Here is a 26,561-nt window from a genome sequence, read left to right as displayed (position 1 = left end):
GTCCTTATCCTTTGCTTAGCGTTTAACTGATGTCATCCAACGCCCCCAGATCAGGCCGATGCCTGCTGATACTACTGACCATAACAAAGCCCAGGCCATACCTTGCCATAGCCTTGCGCCTGTTGCGATATTGTTAGGGTGGAAGCTATAACGGAACTCATAATTAGGGTCGTTACCAAAATACCATGATGTTGTGCCGAATACCCAGCTTTTGGCCATTTCTGTAGTGAGGAAATCGCCAAAATACCATTGCACCACAAAAAACACCACCGTGAAAGCAGCGCCTAAAGCCAATGTTTTCAGCAAGCCTTTACCGAAACCGCTAACCTGTATGCGGTGGTTCAGCCAGTCAATTATTAGTGCCGGGAACACCAGCAGCAACGGAAAATGAAAAGCCTGATAATGCGTAATGTGATTAGCCACCGGCCCTAATTTAGGCTCGGCCGGGAAGAGCGGTAGTATCCAAACCATGGCTGCCATCAATCCCATGTAAACTAACGCCATTTGCGTTGCGCCCCATTTGCTTTTTGATGCCTTGGATATCGCCACTAAAAACAAAGGAAAAATGATGCCGCCTACCTGGAAGAATTGCGGCTCGTGCATATCGTGCCGCGTCAGGTATTCTGATGCGATGGTGAACAGCATTACTAACAAAAATCCTGATGACAGCATAAAGCACCAGGCCAAAGCTTTGGGCGAGTAATTTGCGCCGGTAGACAGGCGGTTCTGCAAAGCGATCACACTGACCATGGCGCCAAATTGTATGGTGATCATCCCTAATAACAGAACGGTATGCGGCGGCGATAAGATCTGCACGTCCAGCCCAAAGGTATTGTGCCACCAATCATCAAAAGGTGCTGAGGTGATCATGGTGAATGCACCCCAAATGCAGAATAACGCGCCCAGAGATCCGTAAAAAACCTTCCAGAACTTGATAGAACTTTGGCGTTCTTCTTTACGGCCGCCAAAGGTCAGCCGCAAAACGTAATACCCCGAGAACAAGCCCGATGTTACCGCGCCTAAATAAGTAGCCAAATGCGGCGGCGAAAAAAGCCCATCGCGCCCGATACTGATGTGCCAGGCGATATCCCAGATCAAACCAACAGTAATGCTGAACGATGCGAATACAACGGCGTAAATATAAAATGGCAAAGGTTTGCTTGCGACGGTGCTAACGGAGCGGTCGTTGGGCAGGGTTTGCGGTGCGTGCAGGCTAATGGTATCCATAACTTGAGGGGCGTTGATAATTAATTGGATGAAGGTCTTTATCAGGCAACTAATATAAGGAAATGAATTTGCACGAATCCTCCTAAGGGCAACAGAATTATGTCGAATTGCACGAATTTTTTCTGCAACGAATTTGTGTAATTCGTTGTCATTAGATAAAATTAGCGTCAGATATTATATTTGTGAACTATAAGACATTCAGCTTGATACCTGTCACCAAAACTTTTTTTCGTTTTAAGTTTTCGCTTAACCTCTCTCTGTTGGTCTGTTTGTTAGGTGTCGGTCTCAGCACCCAGGCGAACGAGATCATTTTTTCGCGCTTATCCATCAACGATGGTCTCCGTTCCAATTTCATCAATTGCTTATGGCAGGATGCCAAGGGTTTTATCTGGGTAGGCACCGAGGGCGGTCTGCAACGGTATGATGGTAATAAGTTCATTCAGATCTATGCCGAGGCAGCCGGGCGCAGTTTGCCCGCCTTGCCCGTGCAGCAGATACTGGGCGATAAGCAGAACAATATGTGGCTTAGATTGGGTTCTATTATTGGTAAGTATAACTTTCAGACCAACAGATTTACCGCCGCAGATCTGTCTGATCTGCCCGAGGTAGACAAAGCCATAACTATTGATAGTAAAGGTAATGTAGTAGTTAGAGTGACCGGTTTCGGTATCTATAAATATAACCAACGCAACAACAAGTTCGAAACATGGTCGGCTTTAAAGATCCCTAAAGATTGGCGGGCCTTATCTTTTGTAGAAGATCCCAAAACCGGGGACTACATCGTTACCGGTATCAGGGGTTTGGGTATCTATCATCAGCGTACCGGGCAGTTTTATCACGAGGGTTATAACCCGCTTAACTTGCCTTTACTTAAACATCAGTTCGGTGATCATATACTGAAAGTGCTGATCGACAGCCGCCGGCGTTTTTGGGTGTTAAAGTGGCCACCCTTAGCGGCTGCTACTTTGTTTTGTTACGAGGAGCGTACGGGCGTCACTTTCGAGAATAATGTTTACCCGGATATGCCGGGCTATTTTGCTATGGTAGATATTACCGAATGTGCCGGCCGCATATGGTTATCGGGCGGGAATGTTTTTAATTTGTTTGACGAGGGGAGCTACACCTTTTACAAATGTTACGATAGCCAAAGCAGAAATTACGGGATCAAATTTGCCGATATCAGGCAGGTGTATCAGGATGGGGATAAAAACATTTGGATAGCGAGCGACAATGGTTTGTATATGACAACCGTGTCTAACAAAAAGATAAGGCACGGCACACTACCCACCAGCAATACCGATATGACCTTTGTAAAGCAGATAAGTACCGGGCAGGTTATTTTGGGTACCTGGGGTGGCGGTATCTTTCCGTTAGAGATGGACAGGCAGGATATGTCGCTTACCACCGATAGCATATTATCGCGCGATGTTTATAAAGGCGCACCCTTTATGGGCGGCAATTATACAGCGCCATGGTCAATGCTGGAGTACTCGGTAGATAAGCATTTGTTTTTTGGCTGCCAAGAGGGGATATTGATCGACTACGACCCGGTTGCAAGGCGGTCAAAATTCATTGTTGATTCGGCGTTTAAACGCAGTTCTATCCGCAGCATTATCGAGGACCGTCAGCATAATATCTGGTTCGGCTCACACTCAGGAAAGCTTGTTAAGCGCACAACCAATGGTAAGTTCCACTTCATTACCAACATTGGCAAGGTGATCCCCCAAATGCGACTGGACAAAAAAGGGTTGATCTGGATGGCGACGGGTGGTTACGGATTAAAAGTGTTTGATCCTAATACCGAACAGGTGGTAAAGACCTATGGCACATCTAAAGATCCATCCCTAAGTTTGTTCACCAATTCTATTACCGATCTGATACAGGTTAATGATAGTATCATGGCCGTTGCCTGCTCAGAAAACTTGAACCTGCTGAATACTACGACAGGCAAGGTAACCAAGTTCAATAACTATAATGGCTTGCCTATGCCTATGGTCAATTGCCTGCAAATGGATAAAAAAGGGCAGCTATGGATGGCTACTAATGGCGGGGTGGTGCGGTATAGTTTTAAAGAGAACACTTTCCGCGCGTTCGATCAAAAGGACGGGCTTATCACCACGTCGGATAATAAGAACATGCTTTATAATTGCACCCTGCTGGCTACAGGCGAGTTAGTTTTTGCAGGAGGCAATAGCTTTATCATTTTTGATCCGGATGCTTTACGCGATAAAGGTTCGCCCAGGGATGTTACCATCACCGATCTTAAGCTGTTCAACACGTACCTCAATATCGATTCGATAGCGGCTAAGGGTGGTTTGGTTTTGCAGCATGATCAGAACGCCATTACGATCCAATTTGCGTCCCTGAGTTATACGCAGCGCGATAAGCTCAACTATTATTATCAATTACAAGGCGCAGGTAAAGATTGGATCAAGGCCGAGAATTCGCTGACGGCATCCTACGCCTCGCTATCGCCGGGGCGATATACCTTTTTGGTGAAATGCGTTAGTCCGGATGGGATATCGTCAAAAAACATTACGCAACTGAGTATCATTATTAAACCTGCCTTTTATCAGACCTGGTGGTTCATTTTATTGGTCGCCATATTTGCGGCGGCGCCGATCTATGTGATCTATCGCGCCCGGATTAACCGCTTACTGGCCGTACAGAAATTGCGGGAGAAAGTAGCCCGGGATCTGCACGATGATATGGGGTCGACGCTGACATCTATCAATATCCTCAGCGAAATGGCTAATATAAAAATGACGGGTGATAACCCGCAGGTGAAGGATTATCTGGGTCGCATCAGTACCAACAGCAGCCAGATGATGGATGCCATGGATGATATTGTTTGGAACATCAATCCCGCCAATGATACCATGCCCCGCATTATTGCCCGTATGCGGGAGTACGCCGCTACGGTGCTGGAGCCGCGCGATATTGACTATACCGTAGTGAACGATGATAAGCTGCGGAACGTGAAGCTGGATATGGATGTGCGGCGTAACCTGTTCTTGATCTATAAAGAGGCGTTGAACAACCTGGTAAAACATTCGGGCGCGACGGATGTGCGTATAGAGTTTAAGGTAAGTTACGATATGCTGCAGATGACCATTACCGATAACGGCATTGGCTTTGATCCTGAGCAAATGGACCTGGGTAACGGCCTGATCAATATGCGAAAAAGGGCCGAGGGTATGCAGGGAAGTTTCAGCGTAGATCCGCAAAAAACATCTGGGACAACGGTCACGCTAAAAATACCTATCGCATAAATATGTGATTGACGGCGGGTTTTGTTTTGCCTACTTTGCGCTTAACTATTAACTATTAATGATACGCGTATTACTATACGAGGACAATCCGCAATTGCGCGATGGGCTGGCCATTCTGCTGAGTGGCACCGAAGGCTTTGAATATGCCGGGTCTTTCCCCGACTGTAGTAATGTGGTGCAGCAATGCGACACCATTAAACCCGACGTAATATTAATGGATATCAACATGCCCAATGTTGACGGGCTTGCCGGGCTAAAACTGCTCCGCAAGCATAACAGTGACGTAAAGATCCTGATGCTCACTGTATTTGATGATAATCAGAATGTTTTTGAAGCCATAAAGAGCGGAGCCAATGGCTATCTGCTTAAAAAAACACCCCCTGCAAAGCTATTAGAGTACATTCAGGACGCCCAAACCGGCGGCGCACCAATGACGTCGTCTATCGCTTCGCAAGTGCTGAAAATGTTCTCGAAAGGCAATTCCCCGGGCGATAACTTTGATCTGTCCGACCGCGAAGCTGAGGTTTTGCAGTTGCTGGTGAATGGCCACAGCTATAAAATGATCGCTGTCGATCTGTACATTTCCATCGATACGGTACGCTCCCATATCAAAAAGATCTACGAGAAACTCCACGTAAATTCCAAGAGCGAAGCGGTAGCCAAAGCCCTCAAAAATAATTACTGATCCCGATCTGCCCCGTTTTTAACATCACCCCAACGTGTGATTGATGTGTTTTTATGCCGCGCCTACTTTTGCGGTATAAATAATTTATTCACAATTAATAAAACACATCTATGTTAAAAACGATCACAAGATCTGCCGCTGTAGCCATGTTTGCAGCCGCGTCAATTTTCGCTACCTCATGCAAAAAAGATAAGGAAGTAGTAACCAACCCAACGATCACCCGCCAATTGGTGAAGATAGAAGAAGGTACCGACAATACCACTTTTGAGTACAACGGCGATAACAAGTTGAGCAAAATGGTCACCAAAGATGGCCCTACCACTACTAACATCGACTTTACTTACGATGCTACCAAAAAGCTAACGGTTGCCAGCATGAACCTGGTACAATTAAAGTTCGCCTACAACGGCAACAGCATATCTAAGGTCGAGTATTTCAGCACAGGTGCTAATCCAGCACTGACCGGCTATACCGAGTTCACTACCCAAAATGGCAGGGTTAGCGAGATCAAAGCGTTCGCTAAGTCGGGTAATGTGGTTACGCCGTTCTACAAGATCACCTATGCTTACAATGCAGCCGGCAGCGTGACCACGCAGACCCAATACATGTGGTCGCCGTTAGAGGAGAAGTACGAGTTGAACGAGACCACCACCTTTGAGTACGATGCTAAAGTTAACCCGCTGACCATCACTTCAGACATCTCGGCAACTTTCTACTCCGTAGTATCGGCTAACAACATCACTAAAGAGGTGACCAAGGATGCGCTTAACCAAGTGGTTGAGACCAGCATTTACACTTACACTTATGATGACAAAGGTTACCCTACCATTGCCACCAAAAAGACTACAACAAAAGAGAACCCTAACGAGGTTACCGCTACGTTGAAGTACACCTACAAAAATTAATATCACCTATATTTTTTAACCGAAAGGCTACCCCGCGCAAGGCGGGGGCCTTTCTATCACAATTTACCTTACCGATCATGAAAATTTTAATTACCGATGCACACATAGCCGCCTGCAAAAAAGGCGACAGGCGTGCTCAGGAAACCGTTTACCGGCACTACGCCGGCCGTATGCTGGCCCTTTGCCGCCGCTACACTAATAACACCGCCGAGGCTGAGGATATTTTGCAGGATGCTTTTGTAAAGGTGTTCACCAAGATACACTTGTACACCGGCGAGGGCAGCTTTGAAGGCTGGATGCGCCGCATTATGGTCAACACCGCGCTAACCGCTTACCGCGAAAAGCAAAAACAGGTGATGACCGTGGATATTGACGATTGCCTGTACGCACTGAACAGCTATACTGACTATCAAACCGACGATACCGCCTACCTGTACGATAGCCTGAACAAACTGCCGCTACACCATAAAGTTGCATTCAACCTGTTCGCCATAGAAGGCTACAGTCACCAGGAGATAGCCGAGCTGACCAATATTACTGTACTGCAATCGCGTACGCACGTTTGCCGGGCACGTACGGCTTTGCGCAAAAGCGTTTCGCTTAACGTACGCATTCCGCTCAAAGCCATGGCTATGACCGCCTGAATATTGCTCACATCAAACCAATTCCCATCTCTATAAACTAAACTATGTACTATATACACCACTAAAGAGCGCCTTTTGCGGGGCGCTCTTTTTTTGTTAGGTTTGTGTATGGCCATTCATCTTTCCTCAATTAAACCGTTTCGGTTCTTATCTCTTTTGCTTATCATATTGTGCTTGTCCATCACTGCTATCGCGCAGGATGTGCATCACTTTACATCAGGGCTTACCATTCGTGTTACTGCTAACTATAACAGGGCTGCCATTTATCAAGATCCGGTAGCTTATGCCATGTACAAAGGCACTTTAGGCACTCCCAAAGAGGGCGATGCCATAGGCTCTGCCAAATGGACCAAGATCACTGCGGATACCGCCAAACGTTTCCGTGCGAGGGGAGGAGAGGGTACTTACACCTATTTTACTTATGATTCGCCAAAAGACCAGGCAGCTGTGCTGAATATCCAGGGCAACAGTGCGGTATTTATAAACGGTGCGCTACACATGGGCGACCCATATCGTTTTGGCTGGATGAACGCCGTGGTAAAATTAAAGAAAGGCAAGAATGATATCTTCGTGCGTGGCGGCCTGTTGCAAGGCGCGCTGATGTTCCCTGATAAAGCGGTGATCTTGGACACCAAGGATATGACCGCTCCGTTCATCGTCCCCGGTAAAAGTGCTGATAAACAAAAGGCTGCAGTGTTGGTGATCAATACAACAGCAACTCAGCTTGCCAACCTTAAATTGCAGAGCAACCTGGGCGGTAAAGAGGTAAGCAGCACCTTGCAGACCGTGCCGGCCTACAGCACCCGCAAAGTTTATTTTGAGTTTGATGGCAGCACCGTAAAGGCCAAAGGTTTTAACGAGTGTGCCCTGATTCTGACGAATGGCGGCAAGGTGCTGGATAAAGCCACTATCAAAATAGAGAGCGCCCTTAAGGATGATAAATACAGCCAAACCTTTATCAGCAATATTGATGGCAGCTTGCAGTACTATTCTGTCGCGCCGCAGGTTGGCGGGCAAAAGGATGGCGAGGCGCTGTTTTTTTCGGTACATGGCGCGGGTGTTGAGGCGATCAATCAGGTCCGCGCTTATAAAAGCAAAGACTGGGGCAATCTGGTCAGCCCTACTAACCGCCGCCCACGTGGGTTCAACTGGGAAGATTGGGGCAGGTTGGACGCGCTGGAAGTTTTGGATATCGCCAAAAAAGAATACAAACCAGATCCGCAGAAGGTCTACCTGACGGGGCATTCCATGGGTGGCCATGGTACCTGGTTCCTGGGGGCAACTTATCCTGATAAATGGGCGGCGATCGCACCTTGCGCGGGTTATCCTACCTTGAAAACTTATGGCTCGGCGGATGGCGTGGTGCCTGATACCAGTTCATTTGATCTGGGTAAAGTGCTGCTCCGTACCAGTAACCAAAGCGATGTGCCCAAGCTCATCAATAACTACAAACAATTAGGCGTTTACATCTTGCATGGCGATGCGGACGAGACCGTATCGGTAAACTTTGCCCGGCAGATGAAGCAATTGCTGGCACCGTTCCACTCGGATATGAACTATTATGAATATCCAGGCGGTTCGCATTGGTACAGCGACGAATCGGTAGACTGGAAGCCGATCTTTGACCTGTTCAAATGGCACAAGATCCCGGTCGTTGCCGATGTTTTAAATATTGATTTCACTACAGCAAGCCCCGGTATATCGGCCAAAGATCATTGGGCTACTATTTATCAGCAGCAGGTCCCTTTTCAGTACAGTAAGGTGAAATTGAATAAGAATAAACAGTCAGGAACAATTTCGGGATCGACAGAGAACGTTGAATTGTTAAAGTTAACTTTAGATGGCTTTGCAGCCGGTAAGGAAATAAAGGTGACTTTGGATGGCGCAATGGCTCTAAATTACACCACTAAAGGAGATAAGGACAGCATCTTCATCAAAAAAGAAAATAATAGCTGGAAGCTTATCGCCCAGCCAGCTTTTACAGAGAAAGGCCCGCACCGCAATGGCACTTTTAAGGATGGTTTTAACAAGCGCATGCTTTACGTGTACGGCACGGGCGGCACCGAGCAAGAAAAACAATGGGCCGAAAATAAAGCCCGTTACGATGCTGAAAGCTGGTACTACCGCGGTAACGGTGCTTTCGATATCATTAGCGATAAGGAATATAGCAAAGCAAAATACCCGGGCCGTAATGTGGTATTGATCGGCAATGCGACCACCAATTCGGCTTGGAAAACATTGCTGTTTGATTGCCCGATCAACATAACCAAAGGCTCGGCCAAGATCGGTGGCAAGCAATGGACCGGTACCGATATAGGCGCCTACTTTGTTTGGCCGATAGCAGGCACGGCCGATAATAGCGTATCGGTTATATCAGGCACGGGCATCGATGGGATGAACGCCACCAACGCCAACCAATATTTTACCGGTGGCAGCGGTTTTGCTGATATAATGTTGTTTAAGCTGGATATGTTAAAGGACGGTGCAGGGCATTTATTACACGCCGGCTTTTATGATAACCAATGGAAGGTGGGTTTGTAATTAAGATCTTCATCTGATAACCAATAGTGATCCCTTCATAGGGTCGGTGCCATTACCAAGGTCAATAACATAGTAATATGTCCCTGTAGGAAGCACGCCTGAATTACTCGTTGCATCCCAAGGAGTATGGTAGCCTAAAGCATAGAACACCTGACTGCCCGACCGGGTGTACACCTGCACGGTGGCTTTAGGGTATTGGTTAATGTTGGCGATGTTCCAGGTATCGTTAATGCCGTCGCCATTAGGTGTAAAAGCGTTAGCGGGGGTGACCGAGCGCGAGATGATGGTCAGCGTACCGGCTTTACCCTCTATTTTATAATTCAGCGCGGCGCCTCCGGTAATATTGATAGGATATTTACCCACCGGCGATGCTTTTGTAGCGGTGGTAAAGGCGTTAGGGGTACCGGTAAGCACGCTCTCATCATCCGGATCTACAAAGCCGCTATATTTAAAAGTAAAGATCGGGTCGGCTTCGTTATAATAACGTTGCTTGTCATCAGCAGTAACGGTTAGCGTAGCCTGCTCTACAATGATGTCAGCATCCGACCGGTCGATCTGATAATTACCGGCCAGAAAAGTACCGCCCGTAGGCTGATCTATCTTCACCGAACCTGTATGCGACCGTACTTCATCCCTCGTCGCAGCGCCAGTTCCGTAAGTAACGGTGACGCTGCCAATGGTCTCGTTATTTTTTAATCCGGCGGCAGTAAAGGCTGTAGAACCCGGTCCGCCGGTCAGGGTCTCGCCATATTTTTTGGTGACGTTAGTTGCTTTAAGTTCAAGTGCTGCCGGTGCAACACTGCTTGTAGGGATAGCTTTGGTGAGGCTTAAGTTACCGTTGCTGATCATAATGTTGCCGCCATAAAGATTACCCGCGTTAGCGGTAGCCGCCAGCCTGATGTACACGGTGGTAGCCGCTACATCGCCCGAGCCACCGACTGTAGTGGTATTGGTAAACGTTGTTCCGTTAGTACTTATCTCAAACCCGGCAGGCGGGGTTACCAAAATGCCCGCATTTATCCTTTGGCCTGATATGGTGAAAGTGCCTGCCGTCGACGGCGTGCCATAAGTAGTATTATGAGCGGCTAATGTATTATTAGATGGCGTAATGGTAGGCGGGTCAGGGTCAACAGTGATCTTGACGGTGATGGTGCTGGCAGAACAATATTTTTCAATATCGTAAAGGCGTATGTCTTGCGCCTCATAATTAGGAAGGTCGATCCTTTTTACCACTTTCTGTGTTGCGACATCGGCGACAGAGATGTATGCGAACCTTTTATTGTTGGCATAATCCTCAACCCTATTGGTGATATACAATTGCGTACCATCCGGACTTAGCTGCATATTCGAATTAGAAAAGTCTATATCAGGATTACCATACGACTTAGAAGCGTTGACATTGATCTTGTCGCCACGTATCGTTCCGTCATTAGCATCTATCATAATTACGTTGCCTGTAGCCCGCTCCAATACAAAGATCCTTGTATGGTCTTTGTTAGGCAGGATCTGGATACCCGAGATCGGCGAAAATCCGGTCTCGAAAGGGGTAACGCTATTGTTCCTCAGATCTATTTTGATCAAATGATCATAAGAGGCGGTATATAGGTAATTGCCATCTTCGCTCAATACCGTGAAGTAAGTAAATTGGTTAAAAGGTGTCTCTTGAACGTTGCCGGTAGCTATGTCATAGAACTGGATCGGTATGGTTTGCGTAGCGCTGGTGATGATCAGCTTGGTTTGGTCTTTACTTTCTATCACATGTGTTGGCCGCTTCACCTGTACCCGGGTCAGCATCTGTTTTGAAGACCTGTCAAAAATCGCCAATAAACCTTGGTTGCTGAATGTTCCCCAATCGTTGGTCATGTATATTTTACTGCCATCTTTACTGAAAGAAAATCTGGGATCAACATTCAAGTCTGGATTGAACAGGTCTCTCGATAAAACGATCGGAGCTTCTTCAGTCCGCGTAGCCACATCTACTACTAACAGCTTATCATAATTTGCACCCGAAAATACACTGTTTTGCAGGTAGATCTTATCACCGCCAGGGCTTAACATAAGCCACGAGTAGGGTGCACTTAACGTGATCTGATCTACGATATCGTTAGTAATGGTGCTCACCAACAAGATCATATTAGGCTTGGTTGGATCTTTCATATATAAGATCTGTCCATCCGGACTCATCCGTAAGATCTGTCCATTTGGTATGGTTATCTCAGCCACATCCTGATGGGTCTTAAGATCCACCACTGCAATGGTCCGCGGCGTTTTAGTAGTAGTGCGGTAGCCATAGGTAGGTGTCGCCAAAATAGTAGCGGTAATATTAGCGATCGCCGGTGCGAAACCGTTATTGATAGCTTTAAAAGCTGCGATATTTCCGCTGCCGCGTGCTGCCAGGCCAATTGTTGGGTTGTCACTGAGCCAATTATAAGTACAATTGGCCGCGGGGAAATCGATAGGCTGCGTCATGGCACCGTTGGCCACGGTTTGATTTTGCGCGTTTACTTTCAGATCAGGCAAAGTAAGGCATAACAACACCAGAGCTATAAGCGCCGTGTGCTTAACTTTAAGATAACCGAAGGTGCAGATAGATGTCAAGGCTGTTAATTGGTAAGGCTAAGGTATTAAATAGTATTGACAGTTAATAATTTAACTATATAACTTAAGATCATATTATTGTGTTATGCTGCCATTATAAGTATAGTAAAGATGTCGGTATTCACAAAAATGAATTACATACATCAAGATAGCTTAACATTTGCTTCATATGTCGCCAATACTTTTGTCACGTTCTATGCGGCCCATCAAAACGCGTAGAACCGAACATTAACTATTGCACTATGAAAAAAAACTTACTGTCTAAAATCAAGGTAATAGCATACGCGTCCTCGGCGTTGCTATGTGTAAGCGTGTTGCCGGCACAGGCTACCACTATACCTAATCCTGACGGCCTGCCTTACCTGGTGGGGCAACAAGAAACAGGAACGATCAGTGGAAAGGTGGTCGACGAAAAAGGTGAGACCTTGCCGGGAGCCACCATCATGATCAAAGAACTGAACAAAGCGGTGTCGAGCAATGCCGACGGTACTTTTAAAATAAGCGTGGCCGCAGGCACTTACAACGTTACGGTAACCTATGTATCTTATGCAACGTTAACGCTAAGTAAGATCGTTGTTAAAGCTAACGAGGTAACGCCGTTGAACATTGCGCTTAAAGCAGAATCGGGCACGTTGAACGAGCTGATCATTGTAGGTTACGGTACGCAGAAAAGAGCGAATGCTACCGGCGCGGTCGATCAGATCAGATCAAAAAATTTAGAGAACAGGCCGGTCACCAACCTTACGCAGGGTTTGCAGGGTCAGATACCCAACCTTAACTTGCGGATGCTGGATGGTAAGCCAACGCAATCGCCAACGTACAACGTAAGGGGTACAACCTCTATCGGGCAGGGTGGCAGCGCGCTTATACTGATCGATGGTTTTGAAGGCGATCCAAGCTTGTTGAATCCTAACGATGTGGAAAGTGTATCGGTACTGAAAGATGCCGGTTCTGCCGCTATTTACGGTGCACGAGGTGTTTTTGGTGTGGTTTTGATCACCACCAAAAAAGGCGAAAAAGGGCGCACCAGTGTAACTTATACTAATAACTACGCGATCAAATCGCCAATTGTAAGGCCGGAAGTGGTGACCGATGGCTATACGTGGGCCAAAATGTTTGCCGAAGCATTTGTTAACGGCGATGGCGCTTTCCCACAGAACGCCAACAAGACCCAAAAATTCTCTCAAGCTTATCTTGACGAATTCAAAAGAAGGGTGGAGTCTGGCCAGCCTTACAACCAAGTGGAAGTGAACCCGACCACAGGTGAATATACTTATTACGGCAGCGAAGATTACTATGCCGCCTTATATAAAAATACCACACAGTCTTTCGAGAACAACCTATCTGTAAGCGGGGGTAGCGAAAAAGTAAATTTCCTGGTCTCGGGCAGGATGCTGGATCAAAAAGGCTTATTCAGGTATAATAGTGATGATTACACCATGAAAAACCTGCGTGCCAGAGGTTCGGTACAAATAGCGCCTTGGTTAAGCATCGAGAACAATGCCGACTATTCGATCATGAACTATCATAACCCGCTTAACGTGGGTGAGGGTGGCGGTATTTGGCGTAATATTGCCGACGAAGGTAAGCCAACGGTTCCGTTGACCAACCCTGACGGTTCTTTAACATTTGCATCTGCCTATACCGTGGGCGACCTAATGTATGGTAAGAACGGTTTTGACACGCAACGCGAGGTGTTCAGGAATATTACAGGTTTACGCAGTAATTTTTTCAATAATAAATTTCGCGTTAATGCCGACTTTACTTTCCGCAACACCGATAACGATCGCGAGCAAAAACGTGTGCAGGTGCCTTACAGTAGTTTTAAAGGCGTTACCGCTTTTGTAGGTACCACCACTAACGATCTGTCGTTCGATCTGCGCGAGACAAGATATCTGGCAACGAACATTTACAGTGAATTTGAGGACCGTTTTGGTAAGGACCATTACTTTAAAGCAATGGCAGGCTACAACTACGAGCAGTCCACTTATAACCGCACCGCTGTACAGCGTAACGGTATCATCTTCGAAGACGCTACAGACCTTAACCTTGCCCTTGGCCAAGCTATAACTACCGGTGGTGGTTACGAGCAGTGGGCGATCCTGGGTGGCTTTTCCAGATTGAATTACTCTTATAAGGACAGGTATCTTGTTGAAGTTAACGCACGTTATGATGGTTCCTCAAAATTTCCGTCAAACCAGCGCTATGGTTTCTTCCCTTCAGTATCTGCCGGTTGGAGGGTCAATAATGAGCCATTCTGGAAGGTCTCTGACAAGTTGATATCGGATCTTAAACTGCGGGCATCATACGGTTCTTTAGGTAACGGTAACATTGCATCGTACGCTTTTCAGGAACAATTCAATATAAGCCAGTCTGGTGTTATATTAAATGGGTCACGGCCGCAAACTACACGTAACCCGTCGGTATTGCCGGATGGACTGACCTGGGAAACAGCCACCACTACTAACGTTGGTTTAGATCTGACCATGCTGTCTGGTAAGTTAAGCCTGACGGGCGATGCCTACGTGCGTAAAACAACTGACATGTTCACCACCGGTTTAACTCCGCCCGCAGTATTTGGTGCAGGTACACCCCGGGGTAACTATGCCGATCTTACTACACGTGGGTGGGAATTGTCTGTAAGTTGGAACGATAGGATAGGCAGCGGCTCAAAACCGTTCGTTTACAATGTGAGAGTTACCCTGGCCGATAACATTACCAAGATAGACAAGTATAACAACCCGGATAAATTACTGAGTGATTATTACGAAGGCCAAACGCTGGGAGAGATATGGGGTTACGAGACCGAAGGTTTCTTTATTGACGCTGCCGATATCGAATCGCACGCCAAGCAAGATCCGCAGATGCGGGCTTCGCCCACAGGCTTGTGGTTCCCGGGCGATATCAAATTGAGGGATCTTAACGGCGATGGTTTCATCAACGTAGGCGAGAATAAAGTTGGCAGATCTGGCGATAGAAGGATAATCGGTAATTCGGCACCACGTTACACATATGGTATCAATTTAGGCGCAAGCTGGCACAATTTATTCTTCTCCAGTTTTTTACAGGGTGTAGGCAAGCAGCAATGGTATCCAAGCACCGAGACCGAAATGTTTTGGGGCCAATATAACAGGCCATACAACAACATCCCGCTTTTTCACCTGGGTAACATGTGGACGCCTGAAAATACGAACGCTTACTTCCCGCGTACCATGTCACGTGCAGCATCAAGCAATACCAACCGTACGTTAGGTGTCGCGCAAACCAAGTATCTGCAAAATGTGGCTTACCTGCGTTTAAAGAACATACAGGTGGGTTATAATTTGCCAAGCAAGTGGATAAACCGCGTTGGTATGCGTAGCGCTAAAGTGTTCTTCTCTGGCGAGAACTTATTTACTTACTCGCCAATGTATAAGATCGTTAAAAATACCATCGACGTGGAAAATGCTGTTCCGTCAGATCAGGATCTTAACCCGGGCAGCACCAACGGCGACGGTTATAATTATCCGCTGCTGAAGAGTTATTCTTTTGGGTTGAACATTGGCTTTTAACAATCATAAACAGATCAATATGAAAAAGTACTATATATTTACGTTATTAGGTTGCCTTAGCTTTGCAGCCTGTAAAAAACTGGACCAGACACCCCAGTCATCAGCTTCTAAAGCAGCGGTGTTCAGTACCGAAAATGGATTAAGATTATATACTAACTCCTTTTATGGTATGGGTTTTCTGCCCCGAAACTCTACTACCCAAGATGCCATGTCTGATTATCTTGCGGTAAAGTCGGTGCCTGATTTTATCCGCCAGGGTGGCTTTGCTGCCAACAATAGTTCGGGTTGGGATTGGTCGGACCTGCGGAATATTAATTACTTCATCGAAAATTGCGATGATCCAGCCGTGCCGTTGGCTACGCGTAAAAACTATCTGGGTATAGCACGTTATTTCAGAGCGTACTTTTATATGGAAAAAGTAAAACGCTTTGGCGATGTGCCATGGATAAACAGGCCATTAGCGTTTGATGATCCTGCTTTGATAGCCGGCCGTGATAAGCGCGAGCTGGTTATGGACTCAGTATTAGCCGATCTTGATTATGCCTGTGCTAACATTCAAGCCACTAACGATGCCAGCCGGACAACGATCACTAAATGGGTGGCTTATGCCTACAAGTCTCGTGTGTGTTTGTTTGAAGGTACCTTTCGTAAGTACCACACTGAACTTAATTTAACATCAACTGCAACCAAGTGGTTGAATGAAACGGTATCAGCCTCTGATCAGATCATCAAGAATGGGGGCTATTCGATCAATAACGCGGGCGGCGCGGGTGTATCTTATCGTCAGGTATTTACAAGTAACGCGCCTTTGATCAACGAAGTATTACAGGCAGCCGTTGCCGACGTGAACCTTGGGGTACTTAGCGAGGCAAATTGGTGGTGGACCAGCGGTACCTACGGTGCAAAAGCAAGCTTTACACGTACTTTTATCAATACCTATTTAAAGCTGGATGGCACACCTTTCACCAATGATCCAAACTATCGCACCACGTTATTTAAAGACGAGGTTAAAGGTAGAGATCTGAGGTTGAAACAAACGATACGCTCGGGCGATTACAAACGTATCAGAAACGGGGTACAAGTGCCCGCACCTCCGGTGTTTTCATATACCTTCACCGGTTACCAGCCCATCAAATTAACGCTTGATGACGAAAGTTTGGATGCCGGTGCATTGAATACCAACGCGATAGTGTTGTTCCGTTATGCTGAAGTTCTGTTAAATTATGCAGAAGCCAAGGCAGAGTTAGGAATAATAACTCCTGCAGATTGGGCATTGACCGTAGGGATATTGAGGGCAAGGGGTGGTATAACCGCAGGCCTTAATACACTGCCTACTGTGGCAGATCCATATCTGAGAACAAATTATTTCCCGGATATTACTGATCCGGTAATATTAGAGATACGCCGAGAGCGTGGTATCGAACTAAGTTTAGAGGGCTTCCGTTTTGCCGATATATTAAGGTGGAAACGCGGCCCGCTGATGGAGCAGGAATGGAATGGTTTTTATGTTCCCGCATTGAATACACCATTGGACCTGAACGAAGATGGTATATTAGATGTAGCCTTTTATCAGGGTACGCGCCCAACGCCGGCAGTGGCCGGAGTGACCTATGTTGATGTATCGCCAAGAGTTGGTACCGCTGTCAACTCGCAATTATTGAAAAATGGCACATCGGGAGAATTGACCTGGATGAACGAGATCCCAAGAAAGTGGAACGATCGCAACTATTATTACCCTATCCCGCTGAACGATATCCAGCGTAATCCTAACTTAAAACCCCAAAACCCGGGCTGGGAATAAATTTGATATATTTGTTGCCTTTTTAAAAGGCTGATACGAGATAGGCTGTACACTTAATGTGGCAGCCTATTTCTAATTGTAGTAGCCCACAAAAAAAGCCGCTCTTTCAAGCAGCTCTTCTAAAACTGTTGCCTTTAAGGCTTTTTGTGATCCCGCTGGGATTCGAACCCAGGACCACTACATTAAAAGTGTAATGCTCTACCAGCTGAGCTACGGAATCATTAGCAGGTGTTACCCTACTGAAAACAAAAGGCGCAATTGCTTGCGCCTTTTGTACTTTAAAAGTTATCGTCTTCGGTGACAGGATGTGATCCCGCTGGGATTCGAACCCAGGACCACTACATTAAAAGTGTAATGCTCTACCAGCTGAGCTACGGAATCGATAATCGTTTCCTTTTAAAGTGGTGCAAATATACGGCTATTGGCAATTGCCTGCAAGCCTTTTTTTAATTTATTTTTCGGGCGGTTTTAAGCCGTTCATTAACAGGTATTAAAATGTGAACAGGCCAATTCTACCCCTGTCGCCTGCTAATAAAACCAGTTTTCCCTTCTTTGCTTTGCGGCAAACGTTATAGCTGTTCGCATCTATTTGCTTCCAGGTAAGGCCGCCATCGGTGGTAATATTGCTGCCCGGTGTACCTGTAGACAAGTAAGTTTCGCCTTTTATCTGCTCAACTCCTGATTGATAACCCGACGGGCCATCCTTTATTGCTACAAACTCGCCAGCTTTAAAATAACAAGCTACCGAATCCTTGGTTTTATCTTTTGAGTAATTGCCACCAACGATAACCTTGTTATCGGCCGAGATGGAAAACGCGCCGTTGCTTGATGGCCCGTGCGTAACCGGTAGATCCGTAGCCAACCATTTTTGAGCTTTAGCATTGTAGCTCAGGTTGCGAGCCACTTTACCACCTGTAACAATAGAAAGGTAACTTTTACTTTCCACCCGCAGGCAAGTTCCGCTGGCCGCAAAGGCAGCTTCCCCTTCCAATGCTTCGGGCATGTTACTGAAAGGGGACCAGGTTTCGCCGCCATCTTTGGTCTCTAACACCAAAAACTTACCGCCGATCGGGTCGCCGAGGATGTAGCCGCGTTTTTTATCGGCAAAACCCATCGCATCCAAAAAATATGCTTTGTCATCATTCCTGTATTTCAAAGACCAATTGGCGCCGCCATCCATAGTTTTAAGGACAAGCGCCGGCGTGCCCGAACTTAGGATCACGGCCTCTTTATCCGAGAATGCTTCGATCGCCCTAAAATCAGCCGTTTCAAAACCTTTTACCTGTTGCCAGTTCCATGTCTTGCCGCCGTCTCTGGTAGTGGCTATCGTTCCTTTACTTCCACTTATCCAGGCTATTTTGTCGTTAACCACACTCAAGCCACGGATACTGATAGAACGGCCTTGTTGCAACACCTCTATCTTTTGGGCATTGGCGGTATTGCACACAATTAACAATAGAACAATACTAACAAAGGCCCTGCAAAGCAATAATTTCCTCTTAAACATGCACCTAAAATACTGTTTAACAAGCTGAACGCAAAACTATCCGCCGATGTTAAAATTTTTTAGGCCTATGTTGTAGAAAAAACTATATTTGCACCCTTGTTAAGCTAAAGCGGTTGCAAAACCGGCCAGGTCCAAACAAAAGCCCGGATGGCGAAATTGGTAAACGTTGCGGTCTCAGAAGCCGTTGAGAATTGTCTCTTGAGAGTTCGAGTCTCTCTTCGGGCACATCCATTTAAGTCGAAAGTCTTAAGTTATAAGTCAAAGGTCAATAAAACGACTTAAGACTTTCTACTTAAGACTTTTTTACTGTACAAAGCCCGGGTGGCGAAATTGGTAGACGCACCATCTTGAGGGGGTGGCATTCGTAAGGATGTACGAGTTCGAATCTCGTTCCGGGCACTATTACCTTCTTTCTTTCAGCTCCGCAACTTCGGTTTGCAGCACAGCTATTTGTCCTTCCAAAACATTTAAGCGGATCTCGTTAACTCGGGTTTGCGCCTCTTGATTAGTTTGCACAGCATTTATGCTCGTTTTTAACTCGAAGTAGGTAGCCATTACCGATGCTACGATGCTGGCTGTTGAAATTGTAAGCATCACTAAGGTCTTTATTGTGAAGCCTTTTAATTGTTGTTGTTCTATGGGTGTCATATTGGGTAAGATTTTAGGTTAGGATTTCTCTGACGACAGCATATTGACCAAGGCTCGCACTCGCTACAATGAAACGATTATTGACAATATTAGGATCAAAAGCTATTCCCTCCGGACCCGTTATCGCCGATACTCTTTTTAATATTCCATGAGTTCCCTTATCCACATATGCAACTTGGCCGCCTGCATATTCGCTAACAATAAATCTGTTATTAGTGGGGTTGGGGTCAAATGAAAGATCTATGGGCGAGCTAAAACCGGTTATCGTGTCAACGATGATAAAATTGTCGGTATCGACCACAGAAATGTAATTGCTGGCATAATTACCAACATATATCCTGTTCGGTATATCGGGATGAAACGCTATACCATAAATGCCGGTAAATCCGCTCGTCATTACATGTGTTATCGCAAAGCTGGTTCTGTTCACAAAATTCAACTTGCCGCCACCACCAATAATCAACCTATTGTTAGCAGAATTTGGGTCGATGGCTATTCCCGTATAAATGCCGCCTACAAGTGCTGTTGCCGCCGCGGTCCAGGTTGTTGTGTTGATAATATATAAATATCCTCCGGCTGTTGCATATAGTTTATTGTTGGGCGAATCCCATGCAAAACCCACCACCATGCCAGGTATAGACACCGTAGCGATGACATTAAAGGTATCCGTATCTACTATCTTTGCAAAGCCGGCCCCCGATATGGCTACTCGGTGATTGCTGATTATTGGATCTATCCTCAGCCCCTCTATCACGCTGCCAAATCCCCCCTTATTCTCCACCAAAACATTTAATTTATCGTTCACTCTAAAAATGTTGTCGCCGTTCTTTAATATGCTGGTGCCTGTTTTTAATATGTGTGACATGGTTTTATGCGGTTATTGCGGCAACCTTTTTCCAAAGGGTAAGCGTTTTTTTGATATATAAATTATTTAATCCCCAAACCTGCTGACCGATCACCGATGCCGGGTAAGCTGTTTGCAGCTGCGCGCTGGTCTTGTCGCCGGCGCTGTCGTCAATGTCAGCCAGGTAAAGGTCTACCAAGCTGCCGTTCAGGGCCGAGCGTCGCCATTGGTTAATGCCCACGCTATCGTAACGGTAGTTACTGTCGTAAGCAACCTGTCCGGGCAAACCCGTCACTACCGCCATGCCGGTGCTGAAATCGGCGGCGGTCAAGCTCGTCGGCGATACCGACATCTCCTGCAGGTCATAGGTCTTTTGCGGTCCGCTTGATGTGATGGTCAGCACCTTTTCGCCCGTGGTTACGGTGGGGATAGCCGATAGGGAAAGTATTCGCGCGTTTGTCCCATCAATAGCGATCACGTGGATGCTATTAGCCACAATATCGCCGACGGAAATAGCGGTGTTAATACCCTTCACTAACGGTAAGGCGGCCAACCCATTCAAGGCCAGGGTGCAGCCCACGTTGGTATTGCCATTGGTGAAACGGATGTAAAATCGCTGTGTATTGGAGTAAGCCGTAATAGCCGGACTAATAGTTGCCGTGTAAGCATTAGTGCCCGATGCCGTAGCTGATAATTTCGCGCCGGATTGATCGGCATACTTTGAGCCTTCCAAAGCCAACGCCGTAGCGAATTTGGCATCGTCAGCACCTGCATTTACTTCGGCCAGCGTTGCTTTGGTAACGCCCGCCGGCGGGTCTATCCATTGGGTATTGTAATTGGTGCCGTTAATTTTGGCGAGCACTTGCCCGGTTGATCCGCCGGTCGCTACACCTGCTCCGGTAGCGCCGTTCGCTCCGGCAGGTCCCGCATCACCGGTGTCTCCCTTTGCGCCTTGTGGCCCTTGCGGACCGGTGTCTCCGGTGTCGCCTTTTGGTCCGGCCGGACCTTGATCGCCGGTATCACCTTTAATACCCTGCGGACCAGTGGCGCCGGTGTCTCCCGTCGGCCCTTGCGGACCGGTATCCCCATCCTCGCCCTGAGGACCTTGCGGCCCGGTGTCTCCGGTATCGCCTTTGGCTCCTGTTGGTCCGGCCGCACCTTGAGGTCCTGTGTTCCCGGTATCGCCTTTTGCCCCGGCGGGACCGATCACATTAGTGCCTATTCCCCATACCCCTGCTGTCTTCGGACCAAAAAGGGTAAAATTACTTGTGTTTATGTAGTAGTCACCGTTAATGCCGTCGGTCAGGTTAGATGGGTTGGTCGTCCCGCTTAGGATCGTTCGCCCGGCAGCACCGGTATCGCCCTTGTCTCCTTTTTCGCCGCGGGCACCTGCAGGTCCGTTCAGAATCGAAAAGACGTTGCTCCACGCGTCCGACGCTTTTTTGTAGAACATACCCGTGGCGGTATTGATATATGTATCGCCGTTGCTGCCCGTGCCTGATGCAGGCACACCAATGCCATAAAGCACGGTGCTATCTGTTAACCCGGCAGTGGGGAGGTTATAAACGATGGTCCACACGCCTAATGTTTTTTGGGCGATGGCTGCGGTGGCTGTGTTGAAGAATATGTCGCCGTTCTTGCCGCTAATGTTCGTGGGTAAGGTAGTACCAAAGCTGATGGCTGCGCCAAGCCCTAGGTTACTGCTTAAGAAGGTAAGCAAGGTAGCAAAGCTATATTGCAGATCGGCCCCATTGTGTACCAGCACCGATACGTCCGACGATTGGATGGACGTGGCAGCAGCTAATTCTGTTATTTTTTTATCCATGTTGATGTTTAGTTTGATGGTGATCTTCATCCGCCTGGCCAAGCGTCCACGCTTAACCGTAACGATCATTGGAGCGTCCACGCTCCCGATCTTCGTAAGCGTGGACGCTTGGACCGGCGGTTGTTAGTCCTAAAGCGGCACTACATAATTAAGATCCACCCCGCTTTGCAGGTTTAACTCAGTTCTGTCTACCGCGCGGATGCGTGGCCCGGCTTGTCTGGCCGAACGATTCTTAGGATCATATTGCCATAGCGGGAAGTCGGCTTTGTGGTCTTTTAAAAATTGTTCGGTCTGGTTGGCGTAAGCATTGGCTGTACTGCGTTGTTGTTGCACCAGTTTGGTGGTATCGGCAGGGGAGAGGCTTGTTGCCCCCTCGCGCTGTTTGATCACCGGACCGGTGGCCGAGTAGTGTACCGCATTGTCCTCAATAAAGCGGGCAAAAGCAAAGTACACTAATAGTGGGGCAAGGCCCTGGTAAAGCACAACATTGCCCCGGCGGTCCAGGTATTCGGCGCCGTTCACCAGGTCTTTATAGTGTTGCGGGGCATCGTCTTTAAGTGTACCGTCGGTATTAAAGTGTTTAAGCAGGTCGTAATACAGGGCGTAGCCTAAAAAAGGTTTTAGGTCAAGTTCTTGCGCTTTGGCTATAAAAACGGCCAGGCGTTCGGGTTTGATGTTTTGGCTGATATCCTCGAAGCGTTGAAATGTTGTTTGATCGATGAGGTTCATTAGTAATTCATAGTTAATGGTTCGTTGGTTTTAGTTCATGGTTGATGGTTCATAGTTCATTGCCTTTTTGTATCTGGTAGCTTGGTGGTCTTTACGATGCCATGAACAATGATCTATGAACCATCAACTAACCCGTCATCGCTTCCGCTTCGGCTGGTTTAAAACCGTAGGCGTGGATCAGGATAGCGGTTTTGCTGCTTGGCGGCAGATCAGATAATAGTAACTGGTTAATACTGCTACCCGCCGCAATGCCCACACTATCACCGGCAAGATCGGCCGGGACGGGGATGATATCCCAATTACCGGATGGGTTCAGGTCAATATGGAAATGCCCGAATATCTCGGCAAAGGTCTCGGACAATTCAAGGCGCTCGGGCGCGGTGATGTCGTTAAACTCCCGGATGGCTTGTTTCTTTTCGCCACCATTGCTAAGGCTGGATGCTTTATCTGAGTTAATGAGTTCGCGCGGGATAGAGAAACCTTTAATGATGCGGGCCTCTACCGAACGTTCCGTCGCCTCAAATAATTTGTCGTTATTCTGAATGGCGTAAGGTTTAAACTCCGGTTTGGATGCCTCGTCTTCGTACTCGATCACGATGATCTTTTGCGAACTTTTGGTCCCTTGAAAAGCACCCAGGTCTTTCTCTAATTGCGATGGCGTATTTGTGCCGGGTGCAGCATCGGTAGCACCTGCATTATCGGCTTCTTCCCTGCGCGATGGCATGAAGAGCATAGTCGACGGCAGGAAACCGGTGGTCACTTCGCGATTGTTGAAAATTTTGATGCCCGCCTCGGTCTCAAAGTCTTCCCAAACGCTATCAGCCTCTATCAGCGGGTAATCATCTACTTCGGGATTGAAATAAAAGAGTTGCCCTTTGTAGTTTGCCCAGCCGCCGGCAGCAGTCACTTGTTGTTGGATCACCTCGGGGTTCGGATCGTATGCGTCAATAAAGCAGATCTTGCTGCGCATCACGTGTTTCCAGCTTTTGCGGCCCCAGTCAAAGTAAACGGCGTATTTGCCGCAGGTCTCGCTGTTGTCGATATCGCCCATGCGGATATCCTCGAACTTGACATAGTTGACCGAGCAAACCTTAAAGTTGGCATTGTAATTCACATGCAAGCCAAACCCGCTGAACAGTGCTTTATCCGTAGCCAGCGCCTTTAGCAACTTAGCCATCGTCAATCCTTTATTGTTGATAACCTGCTTACCCAGATCAGGCTGTACAAAGCCATTGCCCGAGATGAATTTGGCCCGTTTGTTCCAGCAATCCTTAGCCGTTGGCGATGCGCCCACCAGCTCCAGCATGCGCTGCGGATAGGCATTATCCTTGTCATAATTCAGTATCCCGTAGGTTTGGTTGGGCCTAACGGTGATGCGGCGTTCAATTTGTGGAAGGTAGGTTTTCATTTTCTTCGTTGGAATGTTGTAAGGTTGAAATGTTTGAAAGTTCTATTGTTGTTTTACCTTTCGATTTTCTGCTTCGATACCGTTTCACGGCAGGTAACTTTTCAACATTCAAACTTTCCAACCTTTCAACAAATAATCCGGCTATATGCGGATACCGTTCCAAGTACCACTCCGCTTCGGCGTCGGTCAGGTTATCATTGTCATGCACCGCCTCCCCGCCGGGGGCAAATTGGTGTTTGCCGGGTTTTAAAATATATTTTTTCATAAGTAGTTCATGGTTGATGGATATGGATCATAGTTTTAAAATGGATGATGGTTTTAGTCTCGGTCCTACCATGAACTATGAACCATCATCCATGAACTAAAGGCTTACACCGTCAACGCTTCCAAAGCCGCCAATGTGCTGGCATAGGTAGCCGTGCCCGATTGCGGCGCGATAGATACGGCGCGCGGAGGGAATGGTTCTTTCAGCTTATCGGGGTTGGTGAGTTTTAGTTTGTAGCCACCCTCGATAGATTCCTCGGCGGCGTTGCGTTCGGCTTCGGACAGGATAAGGCCGTTAACTGCGCCGAACAGTTCGATAGCCGAATCGCCCGATTTGTAATTGTTGACCGTAATAGCACGCACACGACCGTAACCCATGGCCATCAGTTGCGTTTTGATCTCGGTAGATAGTCCGGCAATGTTAAAGTCTATCTCTTCGGTATAACGCGGGCCCACCTGGGTTTTGGTCAGTTTGGATATACTGTTAAAGCTATTGTTAGTACCGGTGAACTTGTACACCAGTGCGTCGGTCACGGCGGTCAGTCCAGTCACGATCAATGGGTTGGTGGTGTCGAAGGTGAGGGCGATGTCGCCCTCGTTAAAAATGTAGATCACATCTTCTAAACCTGAGGTAATTGGGCTTGCTGCGCCAAGGGCAAAGCCTGCTGTTATTTTATTGTAAATGGGCATGTTGGTATTAGTTTTTAGCCCCTAACCCCCTAAAGGGGGAATAGGAAAGCATTGATAAATTGATAAGGTTAAATAGTATCGGTTTTGATTTTTCTCCCCCTTTAGGGGGCTGGGGGGCTTAAGCCGTTAACAAGAACAACTCGTTAGCGAACTTAAAATTAACCGCTGCTTTCATCCTTGCTTTCATGCGCACTACGTTATCGTTGGTGTAGGGCTTCATGTAAACGGTTGATAGTTCGCTGGCATCACCTAACAGGTCTACACCTAAGAATAGGTTTGATGATCTTGCGCCCAAAATGGTGTTGGCTTGCCAGTGGTTCATCAATTGCAGCGGGATGCCTAAGTAATCCATTTTTTTTTTGTCGGTAAAGGCATTCAACACGTTGGTAGCTTGCGATGCCTGGGCCTGGGCGTAGGCATAACCTACGTGCAGCGGGATCTGCAGGTTAAAGTCATCCTGCGAACGATCGGCCGGATCCAGTTGAGAAAATACGCTACTTAATACGCCTAATACGTTGCTTGCGTTGATGTAGCTGATCGTAGCCCCGCTTGATGTGCCGGTGAATTGGGCAGCTTTACGGGTGTTGATCTCGTTATAATTACGTACCAATTTAAAAGTAGTGGCTGTCAACACCTGAATAAAATAGGATTGGCCTTGGATGTCGATACCGGCTCCACCGTTGGTAATGTCCTTGCTGTTACCAGTTACTGCAGTAATGGTCACCACATCGCCATCAGATAAAGTTGCTGTGCTTGCTACCGTAACCACACCACTGCCATTGATCGCAGTTGCCGACATGCTGGTGGCCGATTTACCCAAGCCGACTTTGTAAGTACCGGTCGCATTAGCGATGCTTGGTAACAGACCATCGAACTGAGCGGTGAACGAGGCCTCTTTAGTAGCCGCTTTACCTAACCAGTACAGGCGCTCGTTAGCGATCTGGATCTTTGTCAAATAGCGTTGCACCATAAAGTCGGATAGGTCTACCACGCCTTCATAGTCGCCGAAGGCGCCGGGTGCAAGGGCTTGTGCTTCCCAGCTTTGGGCTAGCTTGTCCCATTGTTCCTGTTTCATAAATTCGTAAACTACCGGGTCCAGATAGCTTTCGGTCTGATGGGCGGTGGTACCCTGGTCGGTGAAAATGCCCGACGGATCTTGCAATTTTACGTCATCGTCTACGTCCAAAATGACCTTGCGCGACTTTACGTCGTTGATCACTGTGAGCAATCCGCGCTTTACCGAATCGGCCTCCAGCAGCGTGCTTGCCATAAACCCCGCCAATGCTTCACCGGCGTAGGTGTTGTTTGTAAATGTAAATTGAGCCATGTTTTTTAGTTTGCAGTTGCCGGTCGGCTTCTGCAGGTTTGTTATTGGTTAATTAATTGTATGATAGGTTTCGGGTTGAAAGTTGTTAGGTTTAG

Annotated in this window: 18 protein-coding genes and 4 tRNA genes; 9 read left to right on the top strand and 13 right to left on the bottom strand. The window is 47.2% G+C overall.

Annotation, left to right across the window (positions count from 1 at the left end; translation table 11 throughout):
• Positions 1–15 precede the first annotated feature (15 nt).
• Entirely contained in the window at positions 16–1,227 is a 1,212-nt protein-coding gene (locus IRJ16_RS09100; protein ID WP_194111235.1) for a hypothetical protein, read from the bottom strand.
• A gap of 182 nt (positions 1,228–1,409) precedes the next feature.
• Between IRJ16_RS09100 and IRJ16_RS23120 the strand changes: the two genes are divergently transcribed.
• The 5 genes from IRJ16_RS23120 (at position 1,410) to IRJ16_RS09075 (ending at position 9,274) form a co-directional block, all read left to right on the top strand.
• Complete coding sequence (locus IRJ16_RS23120; RefSeq protein ID WP_194111234.1) at positions 1,410–4,499, top strand: sensor histidine kinase; 3,090 nt, start codon at positions 1,410–1,412, stop codon at positions 4,497–4,499.
• Positions 4,500–4,557: 58 nt separating this feature from the next.
• Positions 4,558–5,184, top strand: a complete 627-nt coding sequence (locus tag IRJ16_RS09090; protein ID WP_194111233.1) for a response regulator — start codon at positions 4,558–4,560, stop codon at positions 5,182–5,184.
• 110 nt (positions 5,185–5,294) lie between these two features.
• A complete protein-coding gene (locus IRJ16_RS09085) occupies positions 5,295–6,089 on the top strand; it encodes a DUF3836 domain-containing protein (protein ID WP_194111232.1) in 795 nt (264 codons plus the stop codon).
• Between the two features lie 77 nt (positions 6,090–6,166).
• Positions 6,167–6,733: an RNA polymerase sigma factor gene (locus IRJ16_RS09080; protein WP_194111231.1), complete on the top strand. Its 567-nt coding sequence runs from the start codon at positions 6,167–6,169 to the stop codon at positions 6,731–6,733.
• Between the two features lie 174 nt (positions 6,734–6,907).
• Complete coding sequence (locus IRJ16_RS09075; RefSeq protein ID WP_228079967.1) at positions 6,908–9,274, top strand: carboxylesterase family protein; 2,367 nt, start codon at positions 6,908–6,910, stop codon at positions 9,272–9,274.
• Between the two features lie 9 nt (positions 9,275–9,283).
• On the opposite strand, the gene IRJ16_RS09070 is transcribed toward IRJ16_RS09075, so the two are convergent.
• Entirely contained in the window at positions 9,284–11,872 is a 2,589-nt protein-coding gene (locus IRJ16_RS09070) for a T9SS type B sorting domain-containing protein (protein ID WP_194111229.1), read from the bottom strand.
• Positions 11,873–12,114: 242 nt separating this feature from the next.
• Here IRJ16_RS09070 and IRJ16_RS09065 point away from each other — a divergent pair, with 242 nt between their 5' ends.
• The gene (locus IRJ16_RS09065) at positions 12,115–15,423 is read left to right on the top strand and encodes a SusC/RagA family TonB-linked outer membrane protein (protein ID WP_194111228.1); all 3,309 of its coding nucleotides are present in this window, start codon (positions 12,115–12,117) and stop codon (positions 15,421–15,423) included.
• Positions 15,424–15,442: 19 nt separating this feature from the next.
• A complete protein-coding gene (locus IRJ16_RS09060) occupies positions 15,443–17,224 on the top strand; it encodes a RagB/SusD family nutrient uptake outer membrane protein (RefSeq protein ID WP_194111227.1) in 1,782 nt (593 codons plus the stop codon).
• Between the two features lie 147 nt (positions 17,225–17,371).
• Here the strand turns inward: IRJ16_RS09060 and IRJ16_RS09055 are convergent.
• The 3 genes from IRJ16_RS09055 to IRJ16_RS09045 all read right to left on the bottom strand — a co-directional run bounded on the left by IRJ16_RS09055 (position 17,372) and on the right by IRJ16_RS09045 (position 18,671).
• A tRNA-Lys gene (locus tag IRJ16_RS09055) sits at positions 17,372–17,444 on the bottom strand.
• A gap of 88 nt (positions 17,445–17,532) precedes the next feature.
• Positions 17,533–17,605, bottom strand: a tRNA-Lys gene (locus IRJ16_RS09050).
• A gap of 109 nt (positions 17,606–17,714) precedes the next feature.
• Positions 17,715–18,671, bottom strand: coding sequence for a WD40/YVTN/BNR-like repeat-containing protein (locus IRJ16_RS09045; protein WP_194111226.1), 957 nt, complete (start codon positions 18,669–18,671; stop codon positions 17,715–17,717).
• Positions 18,672–18,872: 201 nt separating this feature from the next.
• Here IRJ16_RS09045 and IRJ16_RS09040 point away from each other — a divergent pair.
• Together IRJ16_RS09040 and IRJ16_RS09035 are read left to right on the top strand one after the other, a co-directional pair.
• Positions 18,873–18,956: transfer RNA gene (locus IRJ16_RS09040), tRNA-Leu, on the top strand.
• Between the two features lie 90 nt (positions 18,957–19,046).
• Positions 19,047–19,130: transfer RNA gene (locus IRJ16_RS09035), tRNA-Leu, on the top strand.
• 3 nt (positions 19,131–19,133) lie between these two features.
• Here the strand turns inward: IRJ16_RS09035 and IRJ16_RS09030 are convergent.
• The 8 genes from IRJ16_RS09030 to IRJ16_RS08995 form a co-directional block, all read right to left on the bottom strand.
• Complete coding sequence (locus tag IRJ16_RS09030; protein ID WP_194111225.1) at positions 19,134–19,379, bottom strand: hypothetical protein; 246 nt, start codon at positions 19,377–19,379, stop codon at positions 19,134–19,136.
• A 13-nt stretch (positions 19,380–19,392) separates the two neighbouring features.
• Positions 19,393–20,244: a YncE family protein gene (locus IRJ16_RS09025; protein ID WP_194111224.1), complete on the bottom strand. Its 852-nt coding sequence runs from the start codon at positions 20,242–20,244 to the stop codon at positions 19,393–19,395.
• A 4-nt stretch (positions 20,245–20,248) separates the two neighbouring features.
• Complete coding sequence (locus IRJ16_RS09020; RefSeq protein ID WP_228079965.1) at positions 20,249–22,048, bottom strand: collagen-like protein; 1,800 nt, start codon at positions 22,046–22,048, stop codon at positions 20,249–20,251.
• A gap of 129 nt (positions 22,049–22,177) precedes the next feature.
• The gene (locus IRJ16_RS09015) at positions 22,178–22,777 is read right to left on the bottom strand and encodes a DUF6712 family protein (protein ID WP_194111223.1); all 600 of its coding nucleotides are present in this window, start codon (positions 22,775–22,777) and stop codon (positions 22,178–22,180) included.
• Positions 22,778–22,904: 127 nt separating this feature from the next.
• A complete protein-coding gene (locus tag IRJ16_RS09010; protein WP_194111222.1) occupies positions 22,905–24,185 on the bottom strand; it encodes a hypothetical protein in 1,281 nt (426 codons plus the stop codon).
• Positions 24,160–24,450, bottom strand: coding sequence for a hypothetical protein (locus tag IRJ16_RS09005; protein WP_194111221.1), 291 nt, complete (start codon positions 24,448–24,450; stop codon positions 24,160–24,162). The genes IRJ16_RS09010 and IRJ16_RS09005 overlap by 26 nt, the downstream gene beginning before the upstream one ends.
• Before the next feature lie 104 nt (positions 24,451–24,554).
• Positions 24,555–25,139, bottom strand: a complete 585-nt coding sequence (locus tag IRJ16_RS09000; RefSeq protein WP_194111220.1) for a hypothetical protein — start codon at positions 25,137–25,139, stop codon at positions 24,555–24,557.
• Positions 25,140–25,257: 118 nt separating this feature from the next.
• On the bottom strand, positions 25,258–26,466 hold the full coding sequence (locus tag IRJ16_RS08995) for a hypothetical protein (RefSeq protein ID WP_194111219.1): 1,209 nt from the start codon (positions 26,464–26,466) through the stop codon (positions 25,258–25,260).
• Between the last annotated feature and the right edge of the window lie 95 nt (positions 26,467–26,561).

This window comes from Mucilaginibacter myungsuensis (genome assembly GCF_015222005.1).
GTDB lineage: Bacteria > Bacteroidota > Bacteroidia > Sphingobacteriales > Sphingobacteriaceae > Mucilaginibacter > Mucilaginibacter myungsuensis.
This window is presented reverse-complemented; position numbering and strand designations above follow the sequence as displayed.